The following is a 26,183-nucleotide window of genomic DNA, read 5'->3' as shown; positions in this document are numbered from 1 at the left end:
GTCATCAACATTCACGCGAACACCGCGAAATCGCTCGTCTGGGGAGGAGGGGTTCCCGTCGACGACACCGGGCCGCCGGTGGGGTCACCGGGGCGCTCGGCGTGCACCGGGGTGTCCCCTGTGCGCCCCGTTGCACGGAAAGCGCCCCGGTCGGCCGGCACCGTCCCCGCAGCGGAGACGCCCGCGAACGCCCGTGACGGCAGCGCGTACTCGTCGCGTTTGCTCGTACCGAGGCCCATGCGCACCATCCCGGATGCCATGCCCACGGCGGCCGCGACCCCGTCGACCACGGGCACGCCCACGCGGGCCGTCAGCTCGGCGCACAGGTCGGCCATCCCGGCGCAGCCGAGCACGATCACGTCGGCCCCGCCCGCGGCCGCGTCGGCGCTGAGGCGCTCGATCGTCGCAACCGCCTCCGATCCGGTGTCCTCGAGATCGAGCACCGGGATGCCGGTGGCCGCGAGCGACACGCACGACCGCTCCATGCCGTACCGGGCGACGAGGTCGTGCGCCCGCCCGAGGGTGCGGCTGAGCGTCGTCACGACGCCGAAGTGCCGCCCCGAGATCGCGGCCAGGTGCATCGCCGCCTCGGCGATGCCGACCACGGGCGCGGCGACGAGCTCGCGGGCCGCGTCGAGTCCCGGATCCCCGAAGCACGCCACGACGTACGCGTCGGCCGGGGTCGGTCCGTCGCGGTCGGCGACCACCAGCTCGACCACGGCGGCGGCGGCGGCGATCTCGTCGGTGTGGCTCTCGATCGCGGCGGCCCCGTTCGTCGGGCACACCGCCTCGATCTCGACGCCGGGCCCGGCCACCCCCCGGGCGGCGGCCGCGATCTTCGCGGTCATCGCCCGGGAGGTGTTCGGGTTGATGAGCAGGATCCTCACGCGAGCGCCTCCCGCGCGGATCCCCCGGCCGATCGGGGCAGCGGACCCGCCCCGGGCACGGCATCCGGGGTCTCGATCGCGAGCACCGGAACCTCGGCGGGAGCGGCGGGCGAGGCGACCGAGGCGGGCGCGGCCACGGTGTCGGTCTGGTCGAGCGTGCCGTCGGAGATGCCCTCCGTCTCGCCGTCGAAGGTGGGGATGCGGGGATCCCGGCGCTCGAACAGGAGGAACAGCACGTATCCCAGGCCGCAGCCGATGAACCAGCTGTAGTCGCTGATCGCCGAGACGTCGAACAGGCCCAGGTCGGCGAAGAGCTTCGGGAAGATCGCGATCGCGACCGTCGGCACACCCGCGGCGATGACGGCCTTGACCGCGTTCGGGTTGAAGCCGCCCGAGTACCAGTAGGGCCCGGCGGCATCCATCGTGAACATCGCGTCGACCTTCACGCGCTGGCGGGCGGCGATGTAGTACCCGGCGATCAGGATGCCGAACAGCGGGCCGATCAGCGCACCCAGCACGCCGAGCGAGTAGTGGATGGCGTCGGCGTTGGAGTACCAGTTCCAGGGCATGAGGAACGTCGAGCCGACCGCGGCGATCATGCCGCCCGCGCGCCACGAGATCTTCTTCGGGGCGACGTTGGAGAAGTCGAACGCGGGCGAGATGAAGTTGGCGACGATGTTGATGCCGACCGTCGCGGTGACGAACGTGAGGCCGCCGAGCAGGATCGCGAAGGGCGTGTCGATGCGCTCGACGGTCGCGATCGGGTCGGTGATGAGGTCGCCGAACACCGGGACGGTGGCGGATGCCGTGATGACGGTCAGCAGTGAGAAGAAGAGGAAGTTGACGGGCAGGCCCCAGAAGTTGCCCTTCTTCACCGCGCGGAAGCTCTTGCCGTAGCGGGCGAAGTCGCCGAAGTTCAGCATCGGGCCGGAGAAGTACGACACCACCAGCGCGATCGCGGCGAACATCACCGGGATCGAGGCCCAGAAGTCCAGCTGCGTGGTCGACAAGGTGAACGAGATGTTCTCGATGCCGGCCTGCGACACGAGGTAGACGGCGAGCACGATCATCACGAGGTAGACCGCCGGTCCCGCCCAGTCGATGAAGCGGCGGATGACCTCCATGCCGTTCCAGAAGAGCAGGAACTGCGCCGTCCAGAGGATCGCGTACGAGATCCAGCCGAGTGCCGACAGTCCCGCGAACGACACGTCGAGCAGGGCGGCCGAGCCCGGGATGAACTTCAGGAACACGATGTTCAGCGACTCCGCCGCGAGGAACGTCTGCACGCCGTACCAGGCGATGGCGATGAGGCCGCGGATGATCGCGGGGATGTTGGCCCCGCGGATGCCGAACACCACGCGGTTGATCACGGGGTAGGGCACGCCGGTCTTCTGGCTGGGCTTGGCGACCATGTTCGCGAAGACCTGCACGATGACGATGCCGACGATCAGCGCCACCAGCACCTGCCACGACTGCAGGCCGAGGGCGAACAGCGAACCGGCCGTGACGTAGCCGCCGACCGAGTGCACGTCGCTCATCCAGAACGCGAAGATGTTGTAGCTCGACCACTTCTGCTTCCGCAGGGGCGCGAGATCCTCGTTGGCGAGGCGGTCGTCGTAGTGGGGCTTCATGTTGCCGCCCCCGTGGGGGTGGCCGGCGGCCTCCACGAGATCGTGGGGACCGGTGAGCGGGGTCGATGTCATGTCATTCCTCTCAGGGCGATGGATGCCACGACGTGGAGTCCGCGGCCGGAGTGGAGCTCTGATGTGAAGTTATGGGTTCACACAGCGCGGCCGGTTTCGCTCATGTAACGAGCATGTGAAGTCGCTCCTTCACGTTGAGAGGCTCCCTAGACTCGGGGCATGATGCAGCCGCCCCTCGCCGACGCCGTCGATCACGACGCCGCGACGACCGGCTCCTCGCCCGCGGGCACCACGACGACCGAGCCCTCGGCATCCGTCGGGGCGCGGGTCCGCGACCTGCGGCAGGCGCGCGGGATCTCGGCTCGAGCGCTGGCGAAGTCGCTGGGCATCTCCCCCAGCGCCGTCTCGCAGATCGAGCGCGGCGTGATGCAGCCGAGCGTCTCGCGCCTGATCGCCATCACCGACGCCCTCGGCGTTCCCCTGGTCGCGGCCTTCGACCCGGCATCCGACCGCCCCGTCGAACCCGCCGGCCCGTCGGGCTTCACCCTGCAGCGCGCGGGGCAGTCCCCCGACATCGTGCTCGACAGCGGGGTGTCGTTCCGCCGGCTCACCCCCGGCTCCTCCCCCGGCGTCGACTACTTCGAATCGATCTACCCGCCCGGCGCCTCGGCGCACGGTGCCGACGGGCTCTTCCACCACGAGGGCTACGAGGTCGGCACGGTCGTCGCGGGCGAGCTCACCATCGACTTCGAGGCCGAGCGCGTGATCCTCCGCGCCGGCGACGCGATCAGCTACCCCTGTTCGGTCCCTCACCGCCTTCACAACACCGGCACCGCGGATGCCGTGGCGCACTGGCTGATCGTGCACGCCTGATTTCCCGGTAGGAGGTTTCTCCTTGCGAGAAAAATTTCCTCCTGAGAGAATTCTCCTGGGAGGAAAAGTGGACAGCGAGAAGATTCGAAGCAGGGTGCAGGAGTACGGCGTCGACCTGGTCGGGGAGATCCCCTCCGCCGACAATCCCGTGACCTCACTCATCGTGACCCGCGGGGCTCAGCATCAGGCGATGACGGCCATTGGGGCCTCACCCCTCACCCTCGACGACGTGGAGCGGGTAATGCCCCTCGATGTCGGAGCCCCCGTCCTCGCGCTCGGCGCCCGCATCACTCCGCGCAACGCCGATCACCTGCGCGGCGCCGGCATCAACTACTTCGACGAGGCAGGCAACGGCTATCTCGCGTTCGGAGATACCCTCATCGACGTGCGCGGGCGGACCCCCCGCACACCGGGAGAACTCCGCAAGCCGACGAAGAGCGCCTCGCTCTTCACCGAGAAACGATCGCAGGTCATTCTCGCGGCGATCAGCTGGCCCGACCTTCTCTCCGGACGGCTGCAAGACCTCGCCCGCGCCGCCGGGGTTTCGGTGAGCTTCACGCAGAAGACACTCGTTGCACTCGAAACGGCCAACTACCTCGACACCTTCGGCCCGCGCGATTCGGGGTCACTCCGAAACATCGACTCACTGATCGACGGGTGGTCAGCAGCGTTCTCGAGCGGCCTCGGGTCACGAGAGAACACGCGAACTTTCCGCGGCGAATTCGACCCATCCGCTCTCCCCGACGACGGGCCGCCGCTTTATCTCAGTGGAGAGGCCGTAGCACCGTGGATCAGAAGGCACATGACCTGGACCATCTACACGGACGGCATCCCCCGAGACGCTGCACGGACGGGCCGGTGGGCGAGCGACGATCTCGAGCCCACGATCTTCGTACGGCAGAAGTTCTGGACCGAGCCGGTGCCCGCGGAACCCTTCGCAGGTACACGAGTACTCGTCGCGCCCCCACTTCTCGTCTACGCCGATCTCCTCGCGTCCGGCGATTCCCGGGAACGAGAAGCGGCTCACCACCTCCGCGGCAACAATGCTCGACTTCGCGCGGCTTGATCACCGCCTCCTCGATGACGTCGCGGAGGCAGTCCATCAGCTGGTGAGCAGGGCGGGCGTGGATCCCGCCGGAATCATGCTCGTCGGGGCGCGGTGTCGTGACGCCATCCACTCCGCGCTGGGAAGAACGACCCCGACTCGACAGACCGATGACCTGGACCTGGCGATCGCGATCGCGTCCTGGCAGCAGTTCGAGCGAATCGGCGAAACGTTTCCCTCGATCCGAGACAACGACATCGCCTACCGGATCGCCGATCTCCCCGTCGACATCGTGCCCTTCGGGACCGTCGCCGAAGACCCTCGCGGCCTCACCCGGCTCGCGCCACGGGAGGAGGACCTCGTCGTCTTCGGGTTCCGCGAAGTCTTCGATCGGGCTGCGTCGCTGGAGCTCGCGAGCGGCGAATCGATCCGCCTCCCTCAGCCCGAGGGATACACGCTCCTCAAGGTTCGCGCCTGGGCAGACCGGTCGCCCGACGACAAAGATGCGAAGGACCTGGCCGTCGCGCTCGACTGGTATGCGGAAAGCAATGACGTCCTCGATCGCCTTTACGGCGACGACATCGACGTCGCCGAGCTCTACGGTTTCGATCTGGCCCAAGGCGCCGCAGGCCTCCTCGGCGGCGACGTGCGCCGACAGCTGGATCCTGAGGATGCAGATGATCTGGCCGCGCGTTTCGCTCGGCTCGACTCGCGCCACCTCGCCCGAGAGCTCCTCGGGCTACCGGAAGACGTCGCACGACGAACGGCTGTCGTTCAGGCCTTCACCCGCGGACTGCGCGGAGATGCCTGACCCCGGAATGTTCCCCACAGCAACATCGCCGACACATCGCGCCACAGCCCCGTAACGCGGTCCGCCTAGCCTGACCGGCATGCACCTGCACGACTTCCATGCCCTCGACGACGCGGAGGCCACGGCCGTCGTGCGCGTGTGGGCCGACATCCCGGGCTGGGTCGACGCCGTCGTGGCCGGTCGGCCGTACACGAGCGTCGACGCCCTCGCCGCCTACGCCGGCGACCTCGCCTCGACCTGGTCGCCGGACGACCTCGCCGCCGCCTTGCACGCGCACCCCCGCATCGGCGCGAGGGTGTCGGGCACCGGCGCCGAGGCGGCGGCATCCCGTCGCGAACAGGGATCCATGGCATCCGCCGCCGACGACGACGTCGCCGCGATCGCCGCCGGGAACGCGGCGTACGAGGAGCGTTTCGGCCGCGTCTTCCTCATCCGCGCAGCCGGACGCACGCCGGGCGAGATGCGCGCCGAGCTCGAGCGACGGCTCGCCAACGACCCCGACGCCGAGACCATCGAGGCGACGCGACAGCTCGCCGAGATCGCCCTGCTGCGCCTGCGCACCACCTTCGCCGACGACGCCCCCGCCGAGCCGGAGGCGGCGGAATGACGCGCCGCGCCCCCGCTCCCCGCTGCGCACCCGTCGCCCGGGACTGCGCCCGCGGAGCCACCGCCCTCAGCTGCGCCCGAGGAGTCGCGCGATGACGCACCTCACCACCCACGTCCTGGATGCCACGGCCGGCACGCCCGCGGCCGGAGTCGCCGTCACGCTGGCCCACCTCGACGGCGCGCTCATCGCCGAGGCGACCACCGACGCCGACGGCCGCCTCGCGCTCGGCCCCGAGCTCCTGGCCGACGGCGACTACGCGCTGACGTTCGCCACCGGCGCGTACTTCCGCGCGCGCGGGGTCGCGTCGTTCCACCCCGTGGCGACGGTCGCGTTCACCGTGAGCGGCGAGGCCCACCTGCACGTGCCGCTGCTGCTGAGTCCGTTCGCCTACTCGACCTACCGCGGCAGCTGAGGAGAGACATGAAGGTCATCGTCATCGGCGCGGGGGTCGGCGGGACCTCCGCCGCCCTCGCCCTGCAGAAGCTGGGTCACGAGGTCGTGGTCTACGACCGCATGCGTGAGAACCGCCCGGTCGGCGCCGCCCTGTCGCTGTGGTCGAACGGCGTCAAGGTGCTCAACTGGCTGGGTCTCGGCCCGCAGGTCGCCGCCCTGGGCGGCCGCATGGACGACATGGCGTACTACGACGGCCACACCGGCGACGAGCTCTGCCGCTTCAGCCTGTCGCCCGTCACCCAGCAGACGGGCCAGCGCCCCTACCCCGTCGCCCGCGCCGACCTGCAGGCGTTGATGATGGATGCCGTCGGCCCGGCGAACATCCACCTCGGCCGCCAACTGGTCGCCGTCGCCGACGACGGCGAGACGGTCACCGCGACCTTCGCCGACGGCTCGACCGACACCGCCGACCTGCTGATCGGCGCCGACGGGGCGCGCTCGCTCGTGCGCGACTACGTCACCGAGCCCACCGGCATCCGCCCGGAACGCCGCTACTCGGGGTACGTCAACTACAACGGCCTCGTCGCCGCCGACGAGCGGATCGGTCCCCTGGACCAGTGGACCACCTACGTCGGCGACGGCAAGCGCTGCGCCGTCATGCCCGTCGCCGGCGATCGCTTCTACTTCTTCGTCGACGTGCCCGGACCCTCGGGCGTGGTCGAGGACCGCATGGCCGCGCTCGAGCACGCGTTCGGGCAGTGGGGCGCCCCCGGCGTGCGGGCGCTGCTCGACGGCATCGACCCCGACGAATCGCTGAACCGCGTCGAGATCTGGGACATCGACCCTTTCGACACCTGGGTGCGCGGGCGCGTGGCGATCCTCGGAGACGCCGCGCACAACACCGCCCCCGACATCGGCCAGGGCGCCTGCTCGGCGTTGGAGGACAGCTTCGCGCTCGGGATCGTCTTCGCCACGTCGACCCTCGGCATCGAGGACTCGCTGAAGCGCTACGAGCGCATCCGCACTGAGCGGGCGGGCGACCTGGTGCTCCGCGCCCGCAAGCGCGCGCACGAGACGCACGCATTCGACGTCGCCGCGACCCAGGCCTGGTACGACGGCCTCCGCCGCGAAGACGGAACGGGCGTCATCCGCGGGATCGTCGGCAACATCGAGGGCAGCCCGGTGGAGCTGGGCGCGAGCGTCCTGGGCTGAGGGGCGCGGTGGGCGGGGGCTGAGTCCGCGCGGCACGCGGGCGGCTTCCGCGCCCGTGGCCGAGCCGAACTCCGGAAGATTCGAGAGCCGCGCACCCGGCGACCGCGCAAATGCGCGGCATCCCGCCCCGCAACACCCGGAATCTCAGGAGTTGCGCACGTCGCCGAACGGCGACCGCACCTCGATAGGGGCGCCTCAGACGCGGAAGACCGCGTGCACGTCGTCGCCGAGCACCTCGCGGCCGCCGAGGCCGTCGATCTCGAGCAGCGTCGCGATCCCGACGACCTCGCTGCCCACCGCCTGGAGCAGGTCGCGTCCGGCGCGCAGGGTGCCGCCGGTGGCGAGCACGTCGTCGAGCAGCAGGACGCGGGCGCCCGCGGCGTTGTCGTCGTGCATCTCGATCTGCGCCGAGCCGTATTCGAGGTCGTACGACATCGACGCCGCGGGGCGAGGCAGTTTGCCCGCCTTGCGGATCGGCATGAGCCCCACGTCGGCGGCGATCGCGGCGGCCCCGGCGAGCAGGAACCCGCGCGCCTCGACTCCCGCGACGGCGTCGAAGCGGCCCGCGAAGGGCTCGATGAGCGCCTCGACGACGGTGCGCAGGGCCGCGGCATCCGTCAGCAGCGGCGTGATGTCGCGGAACACGATCCCCGGCTTCGGATAGTCGGGGATGCTGGTGATCAGCGATTCAGCGCGGGTGAGGGCGGAGGCGTCGGGCACGGGTTCCAGCCTAATCGCGGCATCCCGTCACCCCCTCCCTGCGCTCGCACCCCGCGCCCACGCCCCGCGCCCCACGCCCCACGCCCCACGCCCCACGCCCCACGCCCCACGCCCGAGTGTCCAGAACACCCGGACGTTTCCGCAGACCATCCGGATGTCATGGACACTCGATGACCCACCGGAGCAATCCGACCGCGCGCTTGACGCGACTGTAAGCGCTTGCAGTAGCCTGTACGCCATGACTTTCACGCAGGAGGGCGCGCGCGCCGATCTCGTCTCGGCCCCGGGCTCCGAGTGGTGGCGCACCGCCGTCATCTACCAGATCTACCCCCGCTCCTTCGCCGACGCCTCGGGCGACGGCCTGGGCGACCTGCCCGGCGTCACCGACCACCTCGACGACCTGCGCGACCTCGGGGTGGATGCCATCTGGCTGAGCCCCTTCCAGACCTCGCCGCAGAAGGACGCGGGCTACGACGTCGCCGACTACCGCGACGTCGACCCGATCTTCGGCACCCTGGCCGACTTCGACGCGATGCTGGCGGGCGCGCACGAGCGCGGCATCCGGGTCATCGTCGACCTCGTGCCGAACCACTCCAGCGATCAGCACGTGTGGTTCCAGGAGGCGCTGAAGGCCGCCCCCGGCAGCCCCGAGCGCGCGCGGTACATCTTCCGCGAAGGCAAGGGCGAGAACGGCGAGCTCCCCCCGAACAACTGGGAGAGCGTGTTCGGCGGTGGCATGTGGAAGCGCGTCACCGAGGCCGACGGCACGCCGGGGCAGTGGTACCTCCACATCTTCGACGAGAGCCAGCCCGACTTCGACTGGACCAACGACGAGGTGCGCGCGGAGTTCCGCGACGTGCTGCGCTTCTGGCTCGACCGCGGGGTCGACGGGTTCCGCGTCGACGTCGCGCACGGCCTCATCAAGGCCGAGGGCCTGCCCGACTACACCCCCGACCCCGACGGCGGATCGATGGGCGGCGACGCAGCCGAGGTGCCGTACTGGGGCCAGTCGGGCGTGCACGAGGTGTGGCGCGAGTGGCACGAAGTGCTCGCCGAGTACGACGGCGACCGCGCGCTGTGCGCCGAGGCGTGGCTGCCGACCGTCGCGCAGACGGCGCTGTGGGTGCGCCCCGACGAAATGCACCAGGCGTTCAACTTCCACTACCTCGAGACCGACTGGGATGCCGCGGCCCTGCGCGCCGTGATCACGGACTCGCTCGACGAGTACGGCGCCGTCGGCGCTCCGAGCACCTGGGTGCTGTCGAACCACGACGTCGTCCGTCACGCCTCGCGCCTCGCGCTGACCGCCGAGAACCCGCAGGGCGCCGGCATCGGCCCGAAATCGCCCGGAAAGCCCGACCCCGTGAAGGGTCTGCGCCGCGCCCGCGCCGCGACCTCGCTCATGCTGGCCCTCCCCGGCTCGTCATACCTCTACCAGGGCGAGGAGCTCGGACTCCCCGAGGTCATCGACCTGCCCGACGACGCCCGTCAGGACCCGACGTGGTTCCGCACGAACGGCGAGCGCTACGGGCGCGACGGATGCCGTGTACCCCTGCCCTGGACCGCCGACGCGCCCGCGTACGGCTTCAACGGCACGGGCGAATCGTGGCTCCCCCAGCCCGCCGAGTGGGCGGAACTCGCTTTCGACCAGCAGGTCGACGACCCCTCGTCCACGCTGACGCTCTACCGCGCGCTGCTCTCCGAGCGTCGCGCGCGGAACCTCGGCGCCGGCGACCTGGAGTGGGTCGACGGCTTCGGCGACGACGTCGTGGCGTTCCGCAACGGCTCGCTGCTCGTGGTCGCCAACCTCGGCGAGGACGCCGTCGAGCTGCCCGCCGGAGAGGTGCTCGTCGCGAGCGGCCCCCTCGACGGCGAGCGCCTGCCCACCGACACGACCGTCTGGATCGCGGCGGCCTGAGCCGCGGCATCCGTCCGTTCGACAACGCGCGAGACCGTGGCCGGTATCGATGACGTCGCCCGCGCGGCGGGGGTCTCGACGGCCACGGTCTCGCGGGCGTTGAGCGGGCGCGGGCCCGTCTCGGCCGCCGCGCGGGACCGCGTGCTCGCGGCGGCCGACCGGCTCGGTTACGTGGTGTCGGCGGCCGCGTCGAGCCTCGCTTCGGGGCGCACGCGAGCGGTCGGGGTGGTCGTGCCCTTCCTCGACCGGTGGTTCTTCAGCACCGTGCTGGCGGGTATCTCCGACGCCCTCGTGCGCCAGGGGTACGACATCACGCTCTACAGCGTCAGCACCGACGCGGCCGGACGCCGCCGCGTCTTCGACGACCACCTGCGCCGCCGCCGCATCGACGCGGTCATCACGATCGCCCTCGAATTGGATGCCGAGGAGTCGGCGTCGCTGCGCGGCCTCGGTGTTCCGATCGTCGCGATCGCCGGCCCCAATCCCCTGCTGACCACCCTCACGGTCGACGACCTTGCCGTCGGCCGCCTCGCGACCACGCACCTGCTCGAACTGGGGCACCGCCGACTCGCGCACATCGGGGCGGATGCCGTGAGGGATGCCGGGGCGACGGTGCCGGGGCTCCGTCGTCGGGGCTTCGAGGAGGCCCTCGCCGAGGCCGGGATCGAGCGAGCGCTGTTCGAGCCCGCCGACTTCACGATCGAGGGTGGATCGGATGCCGCGGACCGGGCGCTCTCGTCGCCCGCCGCGCCGACGGCGATCTTCGCGGCATCCGATGAGATGGCCATCGGTGCGATCCTCGCCGCGCGTGGGCGTGGGCTGCGCGTGCCGGAAGACGTCTCGGTCATCGGCGTCGACGGTCACGAGCTGGGCCGCTGGTTCGGGTTGACCACCGTCGATCAGTTCGCCCGGGGTCAGGGCGAACGCGCCGCCGACGCCGTTCTGGCCGAGCTCGACGGCGCCGAGCCCGCTCGAGGTCGCGGAACGCTGCCGTTCGAGCTGGTCGACCGCGGCTCGACGGCTCGCCCGTCGCGCTGACGCGATCGTACCGAGCGGTGGGTATCGCGCACGGCGACCGCTCCGGGAGGATGCCGAGCCGTCGGGCGCGTCGACCTCAGCGCGCCGCCCCGTACAGCGATCCGGTCGTCGCGGCGGCGGGGTCCGTCACCAGGCACATGACCGAACGATCGCCGCGCGCCCACGTCTTCGGGGTCGGACTGACGTACACGTCGTCCAGCACCGATTCCCCGTAGAGCCGCCCCACGAACGTCGCGAACGCGTCGACGCATCCCGCCTGCGCCCGCTCCGCGACGGCGGTGTCGCCCGGGTACGCGTCGCCTTCGAGGGCGAAGCGGGCGTATACCTCGTACGCGTGCGGAACGTCGCACGCGACGGCGTTGCCCTCGCCGATCTCTCCGCGTCCCCTCTGCGTGAAGCACTGGCCGACGGCCGGTACGAAGGCCGTCATCGACGACGTGGGCGCGGGCGTGAGGGCGGGCGAGGGCGTGCCCAGGATGCCGGCCGTCGGATCGGAGTGCGCCTCCGTCGCCGCCTCCACGACGAGCGCCGCCCCCGCGAGGACGGCCGCGGGAACGAGGAGCGCCATGACGGCGCCGATGACGATGCCGGCCGTCGCGACCCCTCGACCGCGCTCCCGCGTGTTCTGCAACCGCACGAGCGCGACGACCCCCGTGACGATCCCGCCCACGGGCGCGACGAAGGCGAGGATGAGGGCGAGGATCGCCAACGTGCTCGTGGACGCCGGCCGGTCGGCGGTCGCCGCGGCGTCGTCCCCGGGCACCGAACCGTCATGCTCGCGCATGTCCGCCGCCGGCGACGACGCTGCCGCCTCGGGCGCGGTCCCCATCGTCGGCCCGTGCTGCTCCGGCGCCGCGGACACCGACCCATCCGGCTCGGGAGTCGCGCGCGCGGGCAGCGCGTGATCGGCCGACGCGTCGATGGTCCACGCGGACTCGCGCTCGGCGAGGCGGTCGGCCGCCACCCGCGCAGCCGCGACGATGACGCGCGCGGCACCCGGCTCGGTGGCGGGCTCGATGACGAACTCGACCTCGGTGCCTTCCCCGTCCTGCGAGAACCGCACGGGGAATCGCACCGGCTCCCCCGCCGACGCTCCACCGATGACGGAGGCCCGTTCGACCTCGAGGCCGTCACCCCGCCGGTGCACGACGAATCCCTGGTCAGACAGGGTGGCGGCGACAGCCCCCCGCGCCGTCGCGAGCGGCATCCGGAGCTGCAGGCGTGCGGTCTCGGCCATCGGTCACCTCTTCCGACGAATCCCCCGGCGAGCACGGGGCATCGTTCACCGTACGGTCGCCGTCGGGCGGCGATCGGGGCTCACGGCACAAGGGCCGTCGTTCTCACGAAGCGGTTCACCCGCGCGGTTAGCTCACGGTGCTCGCGGCGAACCCGAGCGCGAGGCGCGTGCGCCGGGGCACGGGTCTATCCCGTTCGCACCCGCCCACACGCAACATGCGCGAGCCGAGATGAAGGCCCGCGTGGGCCCGCCCGCCAGAGCGAGGCACCCAGCACTGCACGCCGAGCCGGCTCGCCTCAGCGCGCGGCGCCCCGCAACGATCCGGTGGTCTGATCGACCGCGGGGTCGTACAGCAGGCACGAGATCTCTCGATCGCCCTCGGCCCACGTCTCTTCGCTCGGCGAGACGAAGGAGTAGGCGAGCGCGGACTGGTCCCACGTGACGCCGACGTAGTCGGGGTAGGCGGCGTCGCATCCCTCGTACGCCGAGGACTCGATCGCGTCATCACCCGGGAAGGCGCCGTCGTCGAGGAAGAAGCTGCCGAACACTTCGTAGGTGTGCGGCTGCGCGCAGTCGACGAGGTTGGAGGGCGAGATGAAGCCGCTCGGGATGTCGTCGAGGCACGCGCCCACGGCGAGCGTGTAGAGGTCGCCGGGCGCCTGCTCGCTCGGGCCGATGGTCACGCCGCCGTCCCCCGGCTCCGCGGGCAGGTCGAACGGGTCGGCCGACGAAGCGGCGACACCCGCGCCGAAGATCGCGAACAGCACGAAGGCGACCGTGGCGAGGATCGTGAGGACCGTGATGACGCCGCCCGCGATGATCCCGCCGATCGCGAGACCGCGGCCTTTCTCGCCCGTGCGCTTGATCTGCGCGAGGGCGACGGCACCGGCGATGATCCCACCGATCGGCAGCACGAAGCCCATGATGATCGCGGCGATCGCCACGCCGTTCGTCCGTTCGGGATTCCCGGATGCCGCGCCCGGGGCGTACGGCGATGTTCCCGCTGCGGAGGGCGGCATTCCGGGAGCGTAGGCCGAGCCCGACGGCGCGGGAGCTCCGGGGTAGCCCGGGTAGCCGGGGTATCCGTTCTGGGGCGCGGGTTCCGCCGCGGTGTAGGGCGGAGCGGGAGCTGCCGGCGGCACGGGTGCGCCCGAGTCGGCGGGAGCCGTCGGGGCGGCCGCTGCGGGCCAGCTCGGGGTGGGCGCTCCGGTGGCGTCGCCGGAGGGAGGAGCCGCGGCATCCCGTGCCTCCGGCCCGGTGGGGTCGGCGGGAGTCGGGACTCCCTCGGCGCCGACGAGGAACCCCTGGGATGCGAGGCGCGCGCCGGCGAGGTGTGCGGCTTCGCGGACGACGTCGCCCACCTTCGCGGCGCCGATCGCCCCTCCCTTGAGGAACCCCCCGGCGGCCGAGTGCTCGAACGAGGCGATCGCGCCCTCGGCGGTCTCCGTGACGTGCACGTCGAACCGCACGTGCATGTCCTGACCGGCGAACGCCCCCGCGACGAGCGTCGTGCCCAGGCTGCCCCGCGAGACGTCGAGTGATCCGCTCGGGGTCGGCTGCACGGAGAAGCCCTGCTCGGTGAGGGCGGCCGCGACCGCATCGCGGGAACGGTCGACGGGCAGGGTGAGACGAAGCTCGGCTGTGGCCATGTGGGATGCTCCCGGGTGTCACGCACCGTGAGACTCACAGCGCGCGTCCAGGCTAGACCCGTCGAGCGATGACGCGACACCGCCGACCCCCGCCGAGGAACGACGGGACGGGGCCGGGCCGTCGCCGGTCCGGCCCGAGCCCGCGTCAGCGGATGCGACCCACCAGGTCGTCGCGCGTCAGGGTGTCGGCCTCCGCCAGCACCGAGCGGGCGGCATCCCGGGCCTCTTCGACGTTCCAGAGCAGCACGCCCACGACACGGTCGTCGTCGAGGTAGTAGACGACGCCGCGGTCGGCGTCGATCCAGTCCTCCACCGTCTCGAGCGAGGAGTCGAGCGTTCCGACGGCCTCGTACCGGATGCCGAAGACCGCGGAGTAGTAGTACGGCGTGTGCGTGTACGGCTCGGCGGCACCGGCGAGATTGCGGCCCGCCGCCTTGCCCTGCTCGTTGGCGTTGTCGACGTGCTCGACCCGGCGGCGTCCGAGCAGGCGGTCGGGATAGCTCGCGACGTCGCCCGCGGCGTACACGTCGTCACCCGAGGTGCGCAGCTGCGCGTCCACGTGCACCCCGTCGTCGACCGCGAGGCCGGCCTTCTCGGCCAGGTCGGTGGCCACCTCGATGCCCAGACCGCTCACGACGGCGTCGGCGCGCACCTCGTCGCCGTTCTCGAGCGCGAGCGTGACGCCATCGGCATCCGCCGATCCACCCTCGACCTTCGACCCCGCCACGGTCTCGACGCCCGCGTCGCGGAAGAGCTTCTCGAAACGCTCCGCGAGCGCGGCGGGGAAGACCGCGTCGCCCAGCACCGCGCCGGTGTGGATGAGCACCGTCTCGACGCCGTTCTGCACGAGGGCCGCCGCGAGCTCGGAGCCGATGTACCCGCCGCCGACGACCGCGATGCGATCGACGTCTTCAGCGAGGGAGCGCAGTCGCCGATAGTCCTCGGCGGTGCGGAACGACAGTGCCCGCTCCCCGTTCGAGCTGTCGTCGATGGGGAGGGGCACGGGCTTGCCCCCGGTCGCGAGCAAGAGCTTGCCGTACGAGAAGGTCTCGCCGTCGGCATCCACTTCGTGCGCGTCGGGGCGGATCGCCGTGGCGCGCGTGCGGAGACGGATGTCGGCGCCCGTGTCGGAGGCGGTGCCCAGCGGCACCTTGTCCCACGTGAACTCGTCGTCGGTCCACAGCTTCTTGCTGAGGGCGGGGCGCGTGTACGGCTCGTCGACGTCGTCGCTCAGGATGCCGATCGATCCGTCGGCGTCGATCTCGCGGATGCCGCGCGCGGCGGTGTCGGCGACCATCCCGCCGCCGACGATGAGGTAGTCGAAATGTGTCGTCGTCATGCGGCCAGCCTCACCCCCGCACCGGGCCGGATCGGACGGCTTGCGAGCGTCGGCGGCATCCGGTAGCGCGGTGCGTCTCGGGTCTCCGGTGGGTCGGGCACCGCCTGACCGGGTCGGGCTAGGTGGCCCCCGTCGCGAGCCGACCTGGGCCGCGCCTCACGACAGCCTGACGTCGGTTCCGTCACCCGATGGGTGGGTGGGTGGCGGGTGAAATATCTAGCGATTGAGCTAGATATTAGGTAGAGAGTTCTAGAGTTGCGTCGTGCTTCACGAGCTGAATCCCTTCCGTCCCGGCGCAGGAGTGCGCCCACCTGAATTGGTCGGCCGGCAAGCGGAAATCGATCTCGTCGATCTCATGGTCGCGAAAAGTCGCGCGCGTCGGAACGACGGCGGTTTGATCACCTACGGGCTGCGCGGGGTGGGCAAGACCGTGCTCTTGAACGAACTGCACAGAAATGTCGATCAGGCCGGCTGGGTGACGGTGCAGTTCGAAGCTCGCCCCGGGGCCGCCGGCAAGCTCGTATCGCGCCAGTCCCTCGCGCGAGGCGTCGCGATGGCGGGTCGCAAAATGGCGCGTTTCCGGACGGCGGTGGCCGACGTCAGAGCGGCTGTGTCGACTGTTTCGTCATTCGCGCTGACCGTGGCGGGAGTGTCTGTGAACCTGGGGGTAGAGCCGTCAGACCACCGCGCCAACTCGGGGCTCATCGAGGTCGACCTCGAAGAGCTCGTCGCGGATCTCGCCGAACCGTTGCAGAAGAACCACAGCGCGCTGGCAATCTTCGTCGACGAGATGCAAGACCTCGACGGCGACCTCCTGACGGCCCTTCTCGCGGTCCAGCACAAAGCGACGCAGGCGGATTGGCCCTTCTACGTCATCGGTGCAGGCCTCCCCACCCTGCGACGCACCCTGGCCGAAGCACGGTCGTACTCCGAGCGGTTCGCCCTCCATGAGGTGGGCGCACTCTCGCCCTCATCCGCGACAGAGGCAGTCATCCGACCAGCGGAGCAATTGGGGGCCAGATTCTCCTCGGAGGCTGTCGCCGCGATCGTGGACGAAGCGCAGGGGTATCCCTTCTTCCTCCAGACGTACGGCAAAGCCGTGTGGGACCTCACGCCCGACCGGCACATCGACCTCGAGATCGCGCGCGCGGGAATCGCTGAGGGGAACGCCGACCTCGACCAAGGGTTCTTTCCCGCCCGGTGGGATCGAACCACGCCCTCGGAACGGCAATACCTCCGCACCATCGTCGCGGTCGGCGGCGAGGTCGCCAGCACCGCCGCCATCGCCGACCACTTGCACGTGGCTCCCGCCTCCCTCAGCCCCGCGAGGCAATCTCTCATCGAGAAGGGAATCATCTACGCCGAGCGCCGCGGCTACGTCAGTTTCACCGTCCCGAATATGGACCGGTTCATTCGGCGGCAACCCGATATCGAAGACTGAACAGCGGAACCTCCCCGGCGCACGCTCATGCCCCGAACTAGGCTCGGGGCATGAGCGTCGACCTCGAAAGCCTCTACACCGACCTGCACACCCACCCGGAGCTGTCGTTCCAAGAGACGAGGACGGCGGGCGTCATCGCGCGCCACCTCGCCGATCTCGGCCTCGAGGTCGAGGAGGGCGTCGGACGCACCGGCGTGGTCACGAAGATCGACAACGGTCCCGGTCCCGTCGTGTGGCTGCGCGCCGACATGGACGGCCTCCCCGTCGAGGAGCAGACCGGCCTCGCGTACGCCAGCACCGCGCGGGGCACCGACCCCGCCGGAAACGCCGTGCCCGTGATGCACGCGTGCGGGCACGACATGCACGTCACCGCGCTCATCGGCGCCCTGGAGCGGCTCGTCGCCACCACGTCGGAGTGGTCGGGCACGATCGTCGCCGTGTTCCAGCCGGCCGAGGAGTACGGCGCGGGCTCGCAGGCGATGATCGCCGACGGCGTGCTCGAGCGCTACCCGAAGCCCGACATCGTGCTCGGCCAGCACGTCACGCCCCTGCCCGCGGGCGTCATCGGCGTGCGCCCGGGCACCCAGATGGCGGCATCCGACGGGCTCACCGTCGTGCTGCACGGTCGCGGCGGTCACGGCTCGCGTCCGCACTCGACCATCGATCCGGTCGTCATGGCCGCCGCCACCGTGATGCGCCTGCAGACCGTCGTGTCGCGCGAGGTCGACCCGCGCGACGTCGCCGTCGTCACGGTCGGCTCGATCCACGCGGGGCTGAAGAACAACATCATCCCGGCCGAAGCGAAGCTCGAGCTGAGCCTGCGCTATCCCGACGACGCGGCGCGCGAGCGCGTGATGACGAAGGTCGAGCGCATCATCCGCGCCGAGGCCGCGGCATCCGGGGCCGAGCAGGAACCCACGATCAGCACCGACCACACCCTCCCGCCCACCATCAACGACCCGGATGCCACCTCCCGCCTGACGGCCGCGTTCCGACGGGCGTTCGGCGAGGGCGGCGTGGTCGACCCGGGCATGTTCACCGGCAGCGAGGACGTGTCGTGGTTCGCCCGCGAGTCGGGCGCGCCCCTGGTGTTCTGGTTCTGGGGCGGCGTCGACCCGCAGAAGTTCGCGGATGCCTTGGCCGGCGGCACGATCGAGCGCGACATCCCCACCAACCACTCGCCGTTCTTCGCCCCGGTGATGCAGCCCACGATCGACCGCGGGGTCGAGAACCTCGTGGTGGCGGCGCGGGAGTTCTTGGACTGAGGTTCGGCCCCCGGCGCGCAGGTGGCTGAGCCCGTCGAAGCCACCGGACGCACGCGGCCCCCCGCCCCTTCGCGCGCAGGTGGCTGAGCCGGCCGATTCCGGGGGTCGCGAAAGCGATGAGATGCGCGGTGGGGCGTTCTCCGGCGGGAAGTCCAGCCCTGTATCCGCGACCGCGGGCGCGCGTACCGTGACCGTCGTGACGTTCAACGACAATGCCCGCGTCGGCGGGAATTCGGCCAAGCGGCGCGGCGGCACGGTCGCGGCCGTCGGCGGCGGCGCGGTGGGCCTCGGCGCGATCGTGGTGCTGCTGATCTCGGCGTTCACCGGCACCAATCTCACCGGGCTGCTCGGTGGAGGGGCGCCCGCCGCCCCGCAGAGCGGTGGCGAGTCCATCGCGAACTGCTCGACCGGACAGGATGCCAACAACGACGACACCTGCCGCCTCGCGGCCGCGACCCTCAGCATCGACCAGTTCTGGCAGGAACGCCTCGACGGCTACCGCCAGCCGCAGCTGATCATCGTCGACCAGGCGACCTCGAGCTCGTGCGGGACGGCGTCGAACGCGACGGGGCCGTTCTACTGCCCGCCCGATGAGACCGTGTACGTCGACCCGACGTTCTTCTCGATTCTGCGGGAGCAGTACGACACCACCGCCGGGCCCCTGGCCCAGCTCTACGTGCTCGCGCACGAGTACGGCCACCACGTGCAGAACCTGACCGGGGTGATGGACCAGTACCCGAACAACGGCACCGGGCCCGACAGCAACGGCGTGCGCACGGAGCTGCAAGCCGATTGCTACGCCGGCGCCTGGGTCGCCGCGGCCGGCGAACAGGTCGACGAGAACGGCACGCCCTACCTGCAGCCCCCGACCGAGCAGCAGATCACCGACGCCCTGTCGGCGGCGGCCGCGGTGGGCGACGACCACATCCAGGCCGAGGCCGGCCAGGTCACCAATCCCGAGAGCTTCACGCACGGCTCGAGCGAGCAGCGCACGCGGTGGTTCGACGCCGGCAGGCAGGGCGGCGTGAACGCCTGCGACACGTTCTCGGTGCCCGGCGGGAGCCTCTAGGCCGCGGCATCCGAGGCGTGTCGCGCTGCACGGGCCGTCGCGCGGACTCCGACGCCGACACCCCGGCATCCGGATGCCACCACCCGGCGCGTCGTGACCGAACTCCGCATGACGGCCCGCCCCCGAGGCCACGGAACGACGAGCACACCCGCCCACGGACCGCGCGAACCGTCGCGCGGACTCCGACACCGACACCCCGGCATCCGGATGCCACCACCCGGCGCGTCGCACACCAACTCCGCGCGACGGCCCGCCCGCCGCGGACGTCCGTCGGCGGGCGGAACCGCCTCAGTCCTCGCGGCTGCGCGTGCGCAGGATGATGACGATCAGGATGCCGACGATGACCACGGCACCGCCGCCGGCGAGAAGTCCGATCGTCAGGCCCGACATGCCGGCCGAGGCCGGGGCGTCGGTCGAGGGCGCGGCCTCCCCCGCACCGACGGCGGCGGCGCACGGGGACTCCTCCGCCCCCGACGAGACGCTCTCGCCGGTGTAGGTGAACGGGATGACGCCCGAGACGGGGTGACCGTCGGACGACACCGCGCGCCACTCGACCTGATAGTCGCCGGGGGCGCCGAGCGCGACCGAGGTCGTCAGCGTGGGACCGGCGAGCTCCGCGCACGCGCTCTCGTAGTGCCGCCCGTCGGAGCCCACCACGATGATGAGGTTGCCGCCGTCGGTACCGAGCAGGTTGGCGCTGAAATCGAGGGTGACCTCCGACAGCGACGAAACGCTGTCACCCTTGGCGGGCGTCGACGAGACGAGGCTGTCGTGCGCCGAGGCGGCCGTGGCCCCGCCCAGGGCGGCGGTCATCGCCGCAGCGATCACCGCCGCCCCGGCGAGAACGCGACGCAGCGCGTTGCGGGAGCGCATGCTCACGCGCGCTTCGGACGACGCGCGAAGGCGAGGGCGCCGAGCACGGCACCGGCCGCGGCGACCACCAGGGCGGCGATGCTGAGGCCCAGGGCGACGCCCGACGAGGGATCGCTCGTCGTGGCGCTCGCCTCGCTCGAGTGGTCGTCCGATGCGGACGACGTCGACGTCGAGGTGCCGTGGCTGTGCTCGGCGGTCGGCGGGGCGTCGTTGATGTAGAGCACCGGCGCGGGCTCGAGCGTGTCGTCGGCCGCGACCTCGTCGGGCGTCGCGGCCCAGTCGACGACCTCTCCGTCGGAGTAGGTCTGGGTCGCCGGCAGCAGCAGGTGGCCGGTGTCGGGCACCGGTCCGAGCACGGCCGAGAAGATCTGGAACTGGTCCTGACCGATGCCGACCCCGGGGTCGGCCTGCCACACGATCTTGAGCGCGGCATCCGAGATGGTGTTGCCGTCGACCTCGACCGGCGCGGGCAGGGCGCCCTTCTCGACCGTGGCGGTCCAGCCGGGGACGGGCTCGACGAGCACCGCGCTCAGCGGGGTGTCGGTGGGCAGGGCGACCTCGACCTTGACGGTGGATGCCGTTTCGGACTCGGTGGGAACACGGAAGTTCACCGTCGCGTAGCTGCCGGGAGTGGCCGTGTTGGGGTTGACGGTGACGTGCGCCGAGGCCGCCAGGGGGACGGCGACGGCGAGTGCCGCGCCGGCGGTGAGCCCGATGAGGGCACGACGAAGAGTGGTCTTGCGAGACATGGATGCTGCTTTCTGAAAGGGGCGCGCCGATCAGACGGACGCGCCGAAGATGAGGATGTCGAGGATCACGCCGCGCGCGGCGGACCCCGGTGCCTCATCGGCGACAACACCGTCATCGCCCTCGTCAGAAGCGGAGCGGCGGGTGCGGGGAGCACGGCATCCGTTTCCGGCCCGAGGCCCTGCACGGGCCGCAGGGCCCGGACGGCCGCCACGAGGAATCGCACGATCGCGCGCGCCGCCTGCTCCCCGCGCCCCAGCGCGAGGATCGTGACGACCGCGGCGAGAGCATGCGCCGCCCACATCCACGGCGAGTGCGCCGCGTGGGTGGCGGGCAGGTGCGCGGACGCCGAGGCATCGAGCAGCAGCGCGGCTCCCCCGTGATGCCCGCCGGTCGCCGCCACCCCGTCCCCGCGCAGATCGAGCGCCAGGATGCCGTGGAACAGCGCCTGGCTCAGCACGACGGCGATCGACAGGCGCCACCACGACATCGAGCGCCCCGCGAGCATGACGCACACGGGGGCGGCGAGGCACAGCGCGATCGCGACGTTCAGTGCGGGCGGCAGCGCCGCGCCGACCGAGGCGTGCGAGACGGTCGCGATGAAGGTCGCGACAGCGGCCGCGGCGATACCGCGTCCCGCGCGCTGGGCGCGCCCTGCTCTCGACGACATGCGACTCCTTCTCACCCACCCTATTCGGCGCGCGGCGCGGTTCGACGGGGGTGGTCCGTCATCGAGACAGGTCGGTGGGCGCGCGGGCGCCGCGGCCGAGCACAACGGCGGGTTGCCATCGCGACGCGCCGGGTGACGGCATCCGGGAACGGCGTGTCAGACGAGATCCCCGCCGTTATGCACGCGCGAGGCCGCGCAGGTCACGTCGAGCCGGAGCGCAACGCCTCCCACGCGTCGTGCGCGGCGTCGGCGAGCAGGTCGACGTCGGGCACGGCGGCCGGATCGACGCAGAAGCCCACGCCGAGCCACCGGTCATTCGAGATCGCGGCGACGCGCAGCGCGTGCCGGGGGCCCGGCTCCGACGACGTGTAGACGTGTCCCACGCGGCGACCCGCGACGGCCACCGCCACCCGCGGACCGGGAACGTTCGAGATCGCGAGGGCGAACTCGCGCGGGTCGTCGGCGAGGCCGCGCGCCAGGGTTCCGAGGGGTCCCGCCGACGCGAGCGCCTGGAAAAGTTCGTCGAGCGCCCTGGCGTCGCGGCCCTTCTTGCGCGCGCGCATCTCGGCGCTCAGCAGGTCGAGACGCCGCAGGTCGTCGGGCTCGTGCAGGTGCAGGCCCACGTCGACGAACGAGTCGCGATTGCCGGATGTCGCGGCATCCTCCCCCTTCTCGTGCAGGCTCACGGGAACCTGGGCGTTCACGCGCGGTGTGTGTCCGTGGTGGAGGAGCCGCCGCCGCAGCGCCCCCGCGATCACGGCGAGGAGCACGTCGTTGACCGTCGCGTGCGCGGAGCGCGACGCGCCGACGTCCCGTGCCTCCGCGAGGGGCACGTCGACGAAGGCCAGGGCGCGGCGCGCGGTGAGCGGGCGATCGAACGGCGAGTGCGAGCCGGGGTGCCCGAGCTCGCGGGCCAGGGTCACCGGCATCCGCTCCCATTCACTCCAGCGCGTCGGGCGCGCAGCGGGATCGCGGATGCCGACCTCGTGCGCCGGGGCGTCGTGGGGCTCGAAGATCACCGTCTCGAGGAAGCGAACGGCGGTCAGCCCGTCGGCGAGCGCGTGGTGCAGGCGCACCGCGACGGCCTCGCGTCCGTCGGCGAGCGGGCCGATGAGGTCGATCGTCCACAGTGGTCGCGAGCGGTCGAGGGGCTCCGACATGAGTCGCCCGACGACCGCGCGCAGGGCCGCCGGGTCGTCGGCCGCGTATCGGCGGACGTGCTCCGCGACCTCGACCTCGCCCACGTCGACCCACGCCGGGCCGTCGCCGTCGTCGACCACGACCTGGCGACCGCGGGGGAAGGCCGCCAGGCGCTCGGCGATGCTCGCGCGAAGCGCCGCGAGATCGACCGCCTCGCCCGGCTCGAGCACGAGCAGCTTGAGGGCGTGGCCGCGCACCACGTCGGACTCCAGCGCCAGGATGCGGGCGTCCGCCGGCGACAGCGGCTCTCTCATGCGGTCACGCTAGCGCGACGGGTGATGCGGCGGGGCCCCCTCGTCGGGCGGGCCGTCTCCGCGGGGCTGGCGGTACCCCTCCCCTCGGTCACCGGCAGATCGGAGAGGGCGTCCCCGCACGGTTGCGGACCGCGTGCGCAGGACCCCGGCATCCGCCGAGGCTCTCCCGTAGGGTGATCGCATGAGGAGGGCAACGGCGATCGCGACTGGGGTGTCTCTCCTCGTCGTGGGAGGGCTCGTCGCCCTGGCCGCCCCCGCCGTGTCAGCCGCAGTCGCGCAGGTGACATCGATCGCCGCGGCGGTGGCCGCCCCGTCTCCGACCGGGATCACGGCATCCGATTCGCAGGACGCCGACACCGGGGCCGGTCCCGCCGGGCTCGGAGACGACTACGTGGACGTCGGCAACGGCGTCAGCATCCCGCGGAACGACCCCGAGGGATGCGACGCCCCGCGGTGGCTCCACTTCGGCAGGATGAGTGCCAGCCTCAACGGCGACCTGACCGACCGCGGCCCGCGCGAGCTCGCCGCCGGCCCCGTAGCAGTCGACGACGACGGGGTCGTCAGGGCCTACACCGTTGAACCGGGCGACTCCCTCTATGCGATCGGTGACCGCTTCTGCATCGCCAACCCCCTGGCCATCGCCGATCTCAACCACACGCGCGTGATCCAGCCCGGCGATGTGCTGCTCCTGCACCCCGACGCATCCCTTCCGTGGATCCCCTTCTTCAGCCCGCCCGATGCCCCCGGGGGGTACCAGCAGATCCCGTATCAGCGGGCCGTCGAGGCGATGAGAGTCGCCGCCCATGCCGACGATCTCGACGCGATGCGCGTGATCTTCCGCGACGATCTGGCGGGACTCTTCCCCGTGGCCGGCGATGCCGACGTGATCGCCCGCGCTCTCGACGACGGGGATCTTCGCGCTCTCCGCCAGATGTTCGCCTGACCCTCCTCCCCGCTGCGGCGTCGGCGGCTGGCTACGGTCGACGCATGGACGATCTGCACGACACCGCTTCGGCCCTCGCCTACGGCGGCGGGATCCTGCGCGGCGAGCGCGTACGGCTGAGGGCGACCACGGATGCCGACCTCGACCCGCTCGTCGACTGGTGGCGCCGCGATGACTCCGCGATCCTGCAGCAGGGCGGCGTGCAGCACCGGCCCGTGGCATCCGTGCGGGAGATGTTCCAGGCGTGGAGCCGCAACGACTCCGCCGGCGGCGCGGGCTTCAGCGTCGACGACGAGGACGGTCACCTCATCGGCCACGCCACGCTGTGGGGAGGGAGCCTGCCGGCACGCGTCGCGACCTTCGCGATCATCCTCGGCCCCGACGCGGTCGGCCGCGGCTACGGGACGGATGCCACCCGCACGATGCTCCGCTACGCCTTCGACGAGCTGGGCCTGCACAAGGTCGAGCTGCGGGTGTGGGCCTTCAACACGCGGGCGATCCGGGCCTACGAGAAGGCGGGGTTCGTGCGCGAAGGCGTGCGTCGGGCCGTGGCGTTCCACGGGGGCCGCTTCCACGACGAGGTGCTGATGGGCGTGCTGGCCGAGGAGTTCGCCGCGAACCGGTGACGTCCATCGGGATCGTCAGATCCAGGGCCGGAACTCGGTGTCGATGTCGCGCCGCTCGTGCAAGACGCGGTGGACGCGGACGGCATCGTCGTCGCAGGTGTAGAAGAGGAGGAAGGGGAAGCCCTCCGCTCCGATGGCGCGAAGGCCGGGGATGCCGGTGCGCACCTCGGCCGTCGCCGACCCGGATCCGGGGAATGTCGCGAGGCGGCGAGTCGCCTGCTCCAGGGCGTCGATGAAGCGCGACACCGTTTCGACATCGGCCTGGTCCCGATAGTGCTCGACGGCTCGAGCGATGTCGACGTCGGCTGCGCGAGACGTGACGACCCGGGTCACGACGGGTCGTTCACGCGCGCTCGAAGCGTCCGGAAGTAGTCGGCGTTCATCTCCGAGCCCTCACCGGACCGCATCCCCTCCAGGACCGCCTCGCGAACGACGGCGTTCTCTCGGTCCCGGCGGATGAGTTCCCGCACGTACTCGCTGCTGGACGCGAACGAGTGCGAACTCACCTGAGCATCGGCGAAAGCCCGCAAGTCGTCGGGGAGCGAGATGTTCATGGTGGCCATGAAGCCAGTTTATCCACGCATGGCAATCTTTGTCATGGGCGGAGGTTCCCCCGAGTCGGCGACGCCGCGTCGACCGACGGACTCACCACCCCCGCGCGATCGTCGACCAGGCGACGGCGCCCGATCCACCCGGTGAGACCGCGTCCGTCGCGCCACACGACCAGGAGGGCTCCGGTGGCCAGGGCCAGTGCGAAGGCCGACAGAGACCACGGGGCGGGGAGCCCGGCGAGCACGACGTAGAACCCGGCCCCCGTGAGGAACCGCAGCGGCCTCGCCACCCAGACCGGGAGCACCCCGTTCGTGAAGCGCACGCGCGTGGCCAGGTCGCCGACCGAGCGGCCCGTCGCCAGCACGGTCACCAGCCAGACCGCGGCCGACGAGACGGTCCCCGCGAGCGAGGCCACCTCGTCGGTCGAGAAGGTCGCGGCATCGCCCAGGGCGAGGGCGATCACCGCCTGCACGGTCACCGAGACGGCGAAGCCGACGAGCCACACGCCCACGACGTCGCACGCGATGCCCAGCAGCCGGCGGCGACGGGTCACCGGGCGGGGGTGCTCGGCATCCGGGGTCTTCTGCGCTCCCCGATGATGCGTGGGCACCGCGAAGGCGACGAGCGAACCCAGCAAGGCCCCCGACGTGTTGGCGATCAGGTCGTCGACGTCGAAGACGCGGTACGGGCACGGGAAGATCCCCCAGACGCCGGTGAGCTGCGTCGTCTCGATGATCCCCGAGACGACCAGACCCGCCAGCCCCGCGATCAGGATGCCGCGCCCGCCGAGCACCCGCAGGAAGAAGCCCAGCGGGAGGAAGAGGAGCACGTTCAGCGCCACCTGCAGCACGACGGGATCGGTGAGGTAGCGCCCCGAGACGGCGACGGCGGAGCGGATCTCGTCGACGAACTCGAACGGCCGGAGGTTGACGCCCGCGCAGCGGTAGACCTCGGCATCCGGCAGGGGGATGAGCGTGTAGGTCCAGATCGCCCAGAAGTACACCGCGGCGCCCGCCCACAGCGTCGTGCGCCACAGCGTCAGTCCCCCGCGACGGCGGTAGCTGAGGGCGACGAACGGCACGAACGCCAGCACCGCGACGACCGCGCCCGCGAAGACGGCGAGCAGGCCCGACCCGACGATGTTGTGCACTCCGCGAGCATAGGGGGGCGG

Annotated in this window: 26 protein-coding genes; 13 read left to right on the top strand and 13 right to left on the bottom strand. The window is 71.5% G+C overall.

Annotated features, from left to right (window positions below):
- Positions 1 to 11: 11 nt before the first annotated feature.
- Both Q0818_RS01125 and Q0818_RS01120 read right to left on the bottom strand, forming a co-directional pair.
- Positions 12 to 887, bottom strand: coding sequence for an aspartate/glutamate racemase family protein (locus Q0818_RS01125; RefSeq protein WP_298870404.1), 876 nt, complete (start codon positions 885 to 887; stop codon positions 12 to 14).
- Positions 884 to 2,590, bottom strand: a complete 1,707-nt coding sequence (locus tag Q0818_RS01120) for an NCS1 family nucleobase:cation symporter-1 (RefSeq protein ID WP_298870402.1) — start codon at positions 2,588 to 2,590, stop codon at positions 884 to 886. Before Q0818_RS01120 ends, Q0818_RS01125 begins: the two co-directional genes overlap by 4 nt.
- A gap of 159 nt (positions 2,591 to 2,749) precedes the next feature.
- Between Q0818_RS01120 and Q0818_RS01115 the strand changes: the two genes are divergently transcribed.
- The 6 genes from Q0818_RS01115 to hpxO all read left to right on the top strand — a co-directional run bounded on the left by Q0818_RS01115 (position 2,750) and on the right by hpxO (position 7,471).
- Positions 2,750 to 3,403 carry an XRE family transcriptional regulator gene (locus tag Q0818_RS01115; protein WP_298870400.1) on the top strand — a complete coding sequence of 218 codons (654 nt, stop codon included), beginning with the start codon at positions 2,750 to 2,752 and terminating at the stop codon, positions 3,401 to 3,403.
- 67 nt (positions 3,404 to 3,470) lie between these two features.
- On the top strand, positions 3,471 to 4,469 hold the full coding sequence (locus Q0818_RS01110; RefSeq protein ID WP_298870398.1) for a type IV toxin-antitoxin system AbiEi family antitoxin: 999 nt from the start codon (positions 3,471 to 3,473) through the stop codon (positions 4,467 to 4,469).
- A complete protein-coding gene (locus tag Q0818_RS01105; protein WP_298870397.1) occupies positions 4,447 to 5,259 on the top strand; it encodes a hypothetical protein in 813 nt (270 codons plus the stop codon). The genes Q0818_RS01110 and Q0818_RS01105 overlap by 23 nt, the downstream gene beginning before the upstream one ends.
- Positions 5,260 to 5,338: 79 nt before the next feature.
- Positions 5,339 to 5,866: a 2-oxo-4-hydroxy-4-carboxy-5-ureidoimidazoline decarboxylase gene (gene uraD / locus Q0818_RS01100; protein WP_298870396.1), complete on the top strand. Its 528-nt coding sequence runs from the start codon at positions 5,339 to 5,341 to the stop codon at positions 5,864 to 5,866.
- A 91-nt stretch (positions 5,867 to 5,957) separates the two neighbouring features.
- Complete coding sequence (gene uraH, locus Q0818_RS01095; protein ID WP_298870394.1) at positions 5,958 to 6,278, top strand: hydroxyisourate hydrolase; 321 nt, start codon at positions 5,958 to 5,960, stop codon at positions 6,276 to 6,278.
- Between the two features lie 8 nt (positions 6,279 to 6,286).
- Positions 6,287 to 7,471 (top strand): FAD-dependent urate hydroxylase HpxO, encoded by a 1,185-nt coding sequence (gene hpxO, locus Q0818_RS01090; RefSeq protein WP_298870392.1) that lies wholly within the window; start codon positions 6,287 to 6,289, stop codon positions 7,469 to 7,471.
- Between the two features lie 195 nt (positions 7,472 to 7,666).
- Here the strand turns inward: hpxO and Q0818_RS01085 are convergent, their stop codons facing one another.
- Positions 7,667 to 8,191, bottom strand: a complete 525-nt coding sequence (locus Q0818_RS01085; RefSeq protein WP_298870390.1) for an adenine phosphoribosyltransferase — start codon at positions 8,189 to 8,191, stop codon at positions 7,667 to 7,669.
- 238 nt (positions 8,192 to 8,429) lie between these two features.
- Between Q0818_RS01085 and Q0818_RS01080 the strand changes: the two genes are divergently transcribed.
- Both Q0818_RS01080 and Q0818_RS01075 read left to right on the top strand, forming a co-directional pair.
- Entirely contained in the window at positions 8,430 to 10,109 is a 1,680-nt protein-coding gene (locus Q0818_RS01080; protein ID WP_298870388.1) for a glycoside hydrolase family 13 protein, read from the top strand.
- Positions 10,110 to 10,145: 36 nt separating this feature from the next.
- Positions 10,146 to 11,147, top strand: coding sequence for a LacI family DNA-binding transcriptional regulator (locus Q0818_RS01075; protein WP_298870386.1), 1,002 nt, complete (start codon positions 10,146 to 10,148; stop codon positions 11,145 to 11,147).
- A 76-nt stretch (positions 11,148 to 11,223) separates the two neighbouring features.
- Here Q0818_RS01075 and Q0818_RS01070 read toward each other — a convergent pair whose 3' ends face one another.
- The 3 genes from Q0818_RS01070 to Q0818_RS01060 form a co-directional block, all read right to left on the bottom strand.
- Entirely contained in the window at positions 11,224 to 12,384 is a 1,161-nt protein-coding gene (locus Q0818_RS01070) for a DUF4190 domain-containing protein (protein WP_298870384.1), read from the bottom strand.
- A gap of 296 nt (positions 12,385 to 12,680) precedes the next feature.
- Positions 12,681 to 14,033, bottom strand: coding sequence for a DUF4190 domain-containing protein (locus tag Q0818_RS01065; RefSeq protein ID WP_298870383.1), 1,353 nt, complete (start codon positions 14,031 to 14,033; stop codon positions 12,681 to 12,683).
- Between the two features lie 145 nt (positions 14,034 to 14,178).
- Positions 14,179 to 15,372: an FAD-dependent oxidoreductase gene (locus Q0818_RS01060; protein WP_298870382.1), complete on the bottom strand. Its 1,194-nt coding sequence runs from the start codon at positions 15,370 to 15,372 to the stop codon at positions 14,179 to 14,181.
- 262 nt (positions 15,373 to 15,634) lie between these two features.
- Here Q0818_RS01060 and Q0818_RS01055 point away from each other — a divergent pair, with 262 nt between their 5' ends.
- From Q0818_RS01055 to Q0818_RS01045, 3 genes are all read left to right on the top strand, one after another.
- Complete coding sequence (locus Q0818_RS01055) at positions 15,635 to 16,813, top strand: AAA family ATPase (RefSeq protein WP_298870381.1); 1,179 nt, start codon at positions 15,635 to 15,637, stop codon at positions 16,811 to 16,813.
- Positions 16,814 to 16,863: 50 nt separating this feature from the next.
- Complete coding sequence (locus Q0818_RS01050) at positions 16,864 to 18,078, top strand: amidohydrolase (protein ID WP_298870379.1); 1,215 nt, start codon at positions 16,864 to 16,866, stop codon at positions 18,076 to 18,078.
- A 196-nt stretch (positions 18,079 to 18,274) separates the two neighbouring features.
- The gene (locus Q0818_RS01045) at positions 18,275 to 19,147 is read left to right on the top strand and encodes a neutral zinc metallopeptidase (protein ID WP_298870377.1); all 873 of its coding nucleotides are present in this window, start codon (positions 18,275 to 18,277) and stop codon (positions 19,145 to 19,147) included.
- A gap of 288 nt (positions 19,148 to 19,435) precedes the next feature.
- Here Q0818_RS01045 and Q0818_RS01040 read toward each other — a convergent pair whose 3' ends face one another.
- From Q0818_RS01040 to Q0818_RS01025, 4 genes are all read right to left on the bottom strand, one after another.
- Positions 19,436 to 20,020 carry a copper resistance CopC family protein gene (locus tag Q0818_RS01040; RefSeq protein WP_298871680.1) on the bottom strand — a complete coding sequence of 195 codons (585 nt, stop codon included), beginning with the start codon at positions 20,018 to 20,020 and terminating at the stop codon, positions 19,436 to 19,438.
- Positions 20,021 to 20,022: 2 nt separating this feature from the next.
- Positions 20,023 to 20,769 (bottom strand): YcnI family protein, encoded by a 747-nt coding sequence (locus Q0818_RS01035; RefSeq protein WP_298870375.1) that lies wholly within the window; start codon positions 20,767 to 20,769, stop codon positions 20,023 to 20,025.
- Between the two features lie 65 nt (positions 20,770 to 20,834).
- Entirely contained in the window at positions 20,835 to 21,437 is a 603-nt protein-coding gene (locus tag Q0818_RS01030; protein WP_298870373.1) for a hypothetical protein, read from the bottom strand.
- Between the two features lie 200 nt (positions 21,438 to 21,637).
- Positions 21,638 to 22,891: a wax ester/triacylglycerol synthase domain-containing protein gene (locus tag Q0818_RS01025; RefSeq protein ID WP_298870372.1), complete on the bottom strand. Its 1,254-nt coding sequence runs from the start codon at positions 22,889 to 22,891 to the stop codon at positions 21,638 to 21,640.
- Positions 22,892 to 23,102: 211 nt separating this feature from the next.
- Here Q0818_RS01025 and Q0818_RS01020 point away from each other — a divergent pair, with 211 nt between their 5' ends.
- Positions 23,103 to 23,834 carry a LysM peptidoglycan-binding domain-containing protein gene (locus Q0818_RS01020; RefSeq protein ID WP_298870370.1) on the top strand — a complete coding sequence of 244 codons (732 nt, stop codon included), beginning with the start codon at positions 23,103 to 23,105 and terminating at the stop codon, positions 23,832 to 23,834.
- 44 nt (positions 23,835 to 23,878) lie between these two features.
- Positions 23,879 to 24,460, top strand: a complete 582-nt coding sequence (locus Q0818_RS01015) for a GNAT family protein (RefSeq protein WP_298870367.1) — start codon at positions 23,879 to 23,881, stop codon at positions 24,458 to 24,460.
- Positions 24,461 to 24,475: 15 nt separating this feature from the next.
- On the opposite strand, the gene Q0818_RS01010 is transcribed toward Q0818_RS01015, so the two are convergent.
- The 3 genes from Q0818_RS01010 to Q0818_RS01000 are packed head-to-tail and all read right to left on the bottom strand — an operon-like array spanning position 24,476 to position 26,162.
- A complete protein-coding gene (locus tag Q0818_RS01010) occupies positions 24,476 to 24,793 on the bottom strand; it encodes a type II toxin-antitoxin system RelE/ParE family toxin (protein ID WP_298870365.1) in 318 nt (105 codons plus the stop codon).
- The gene (locus Q0818_RS01005; protein ID WP_298870363.1) at positions 24,790 to 25,023 is read right to left on the bottom strand and encodes a type II toxin-antitoxin system ParD family antitoxin; all 234 of its coding nucleotides are present in this window, start codon (positions 25,021 to 25,023) and stop codon (positions 24,790 to 24,792) included. The genes Q0818_RS01010 and Q0818_RS01005 overlap by 4 nt, the downstream gene beginning before the upstream one ends.
- A 32-nt stretch (positions 25,024 to 25,055) precedes the next feature.
- Positions 25,056 to 26,162, bottom strand: a complete 1,107-nt coding sequence (locus tag Q0818_RS01000; RefSeq protein WP_298870361.1) for a VanZ family protein — start codon at positions 26,160 to 26,162, stop codon at positions 25,056 to 25,058.
- Positions 26,163 to 26,183 lie beyond the last annotated feature (21 nt).

The sequence above is a fragment of the uncultured Microbacterium sp. genome (assembly GCF_947489255.1).
GTDB classification, from domain to species: Bacteria; Actinomycetota; Actinomycetes; order Actinomycetales; family Microbacteriaceae; genus Microbacterium; species Microbacterium phycohabitans.
This window is presented reverse-complemented; position numbering and strand designations above follow the sequence as displayed.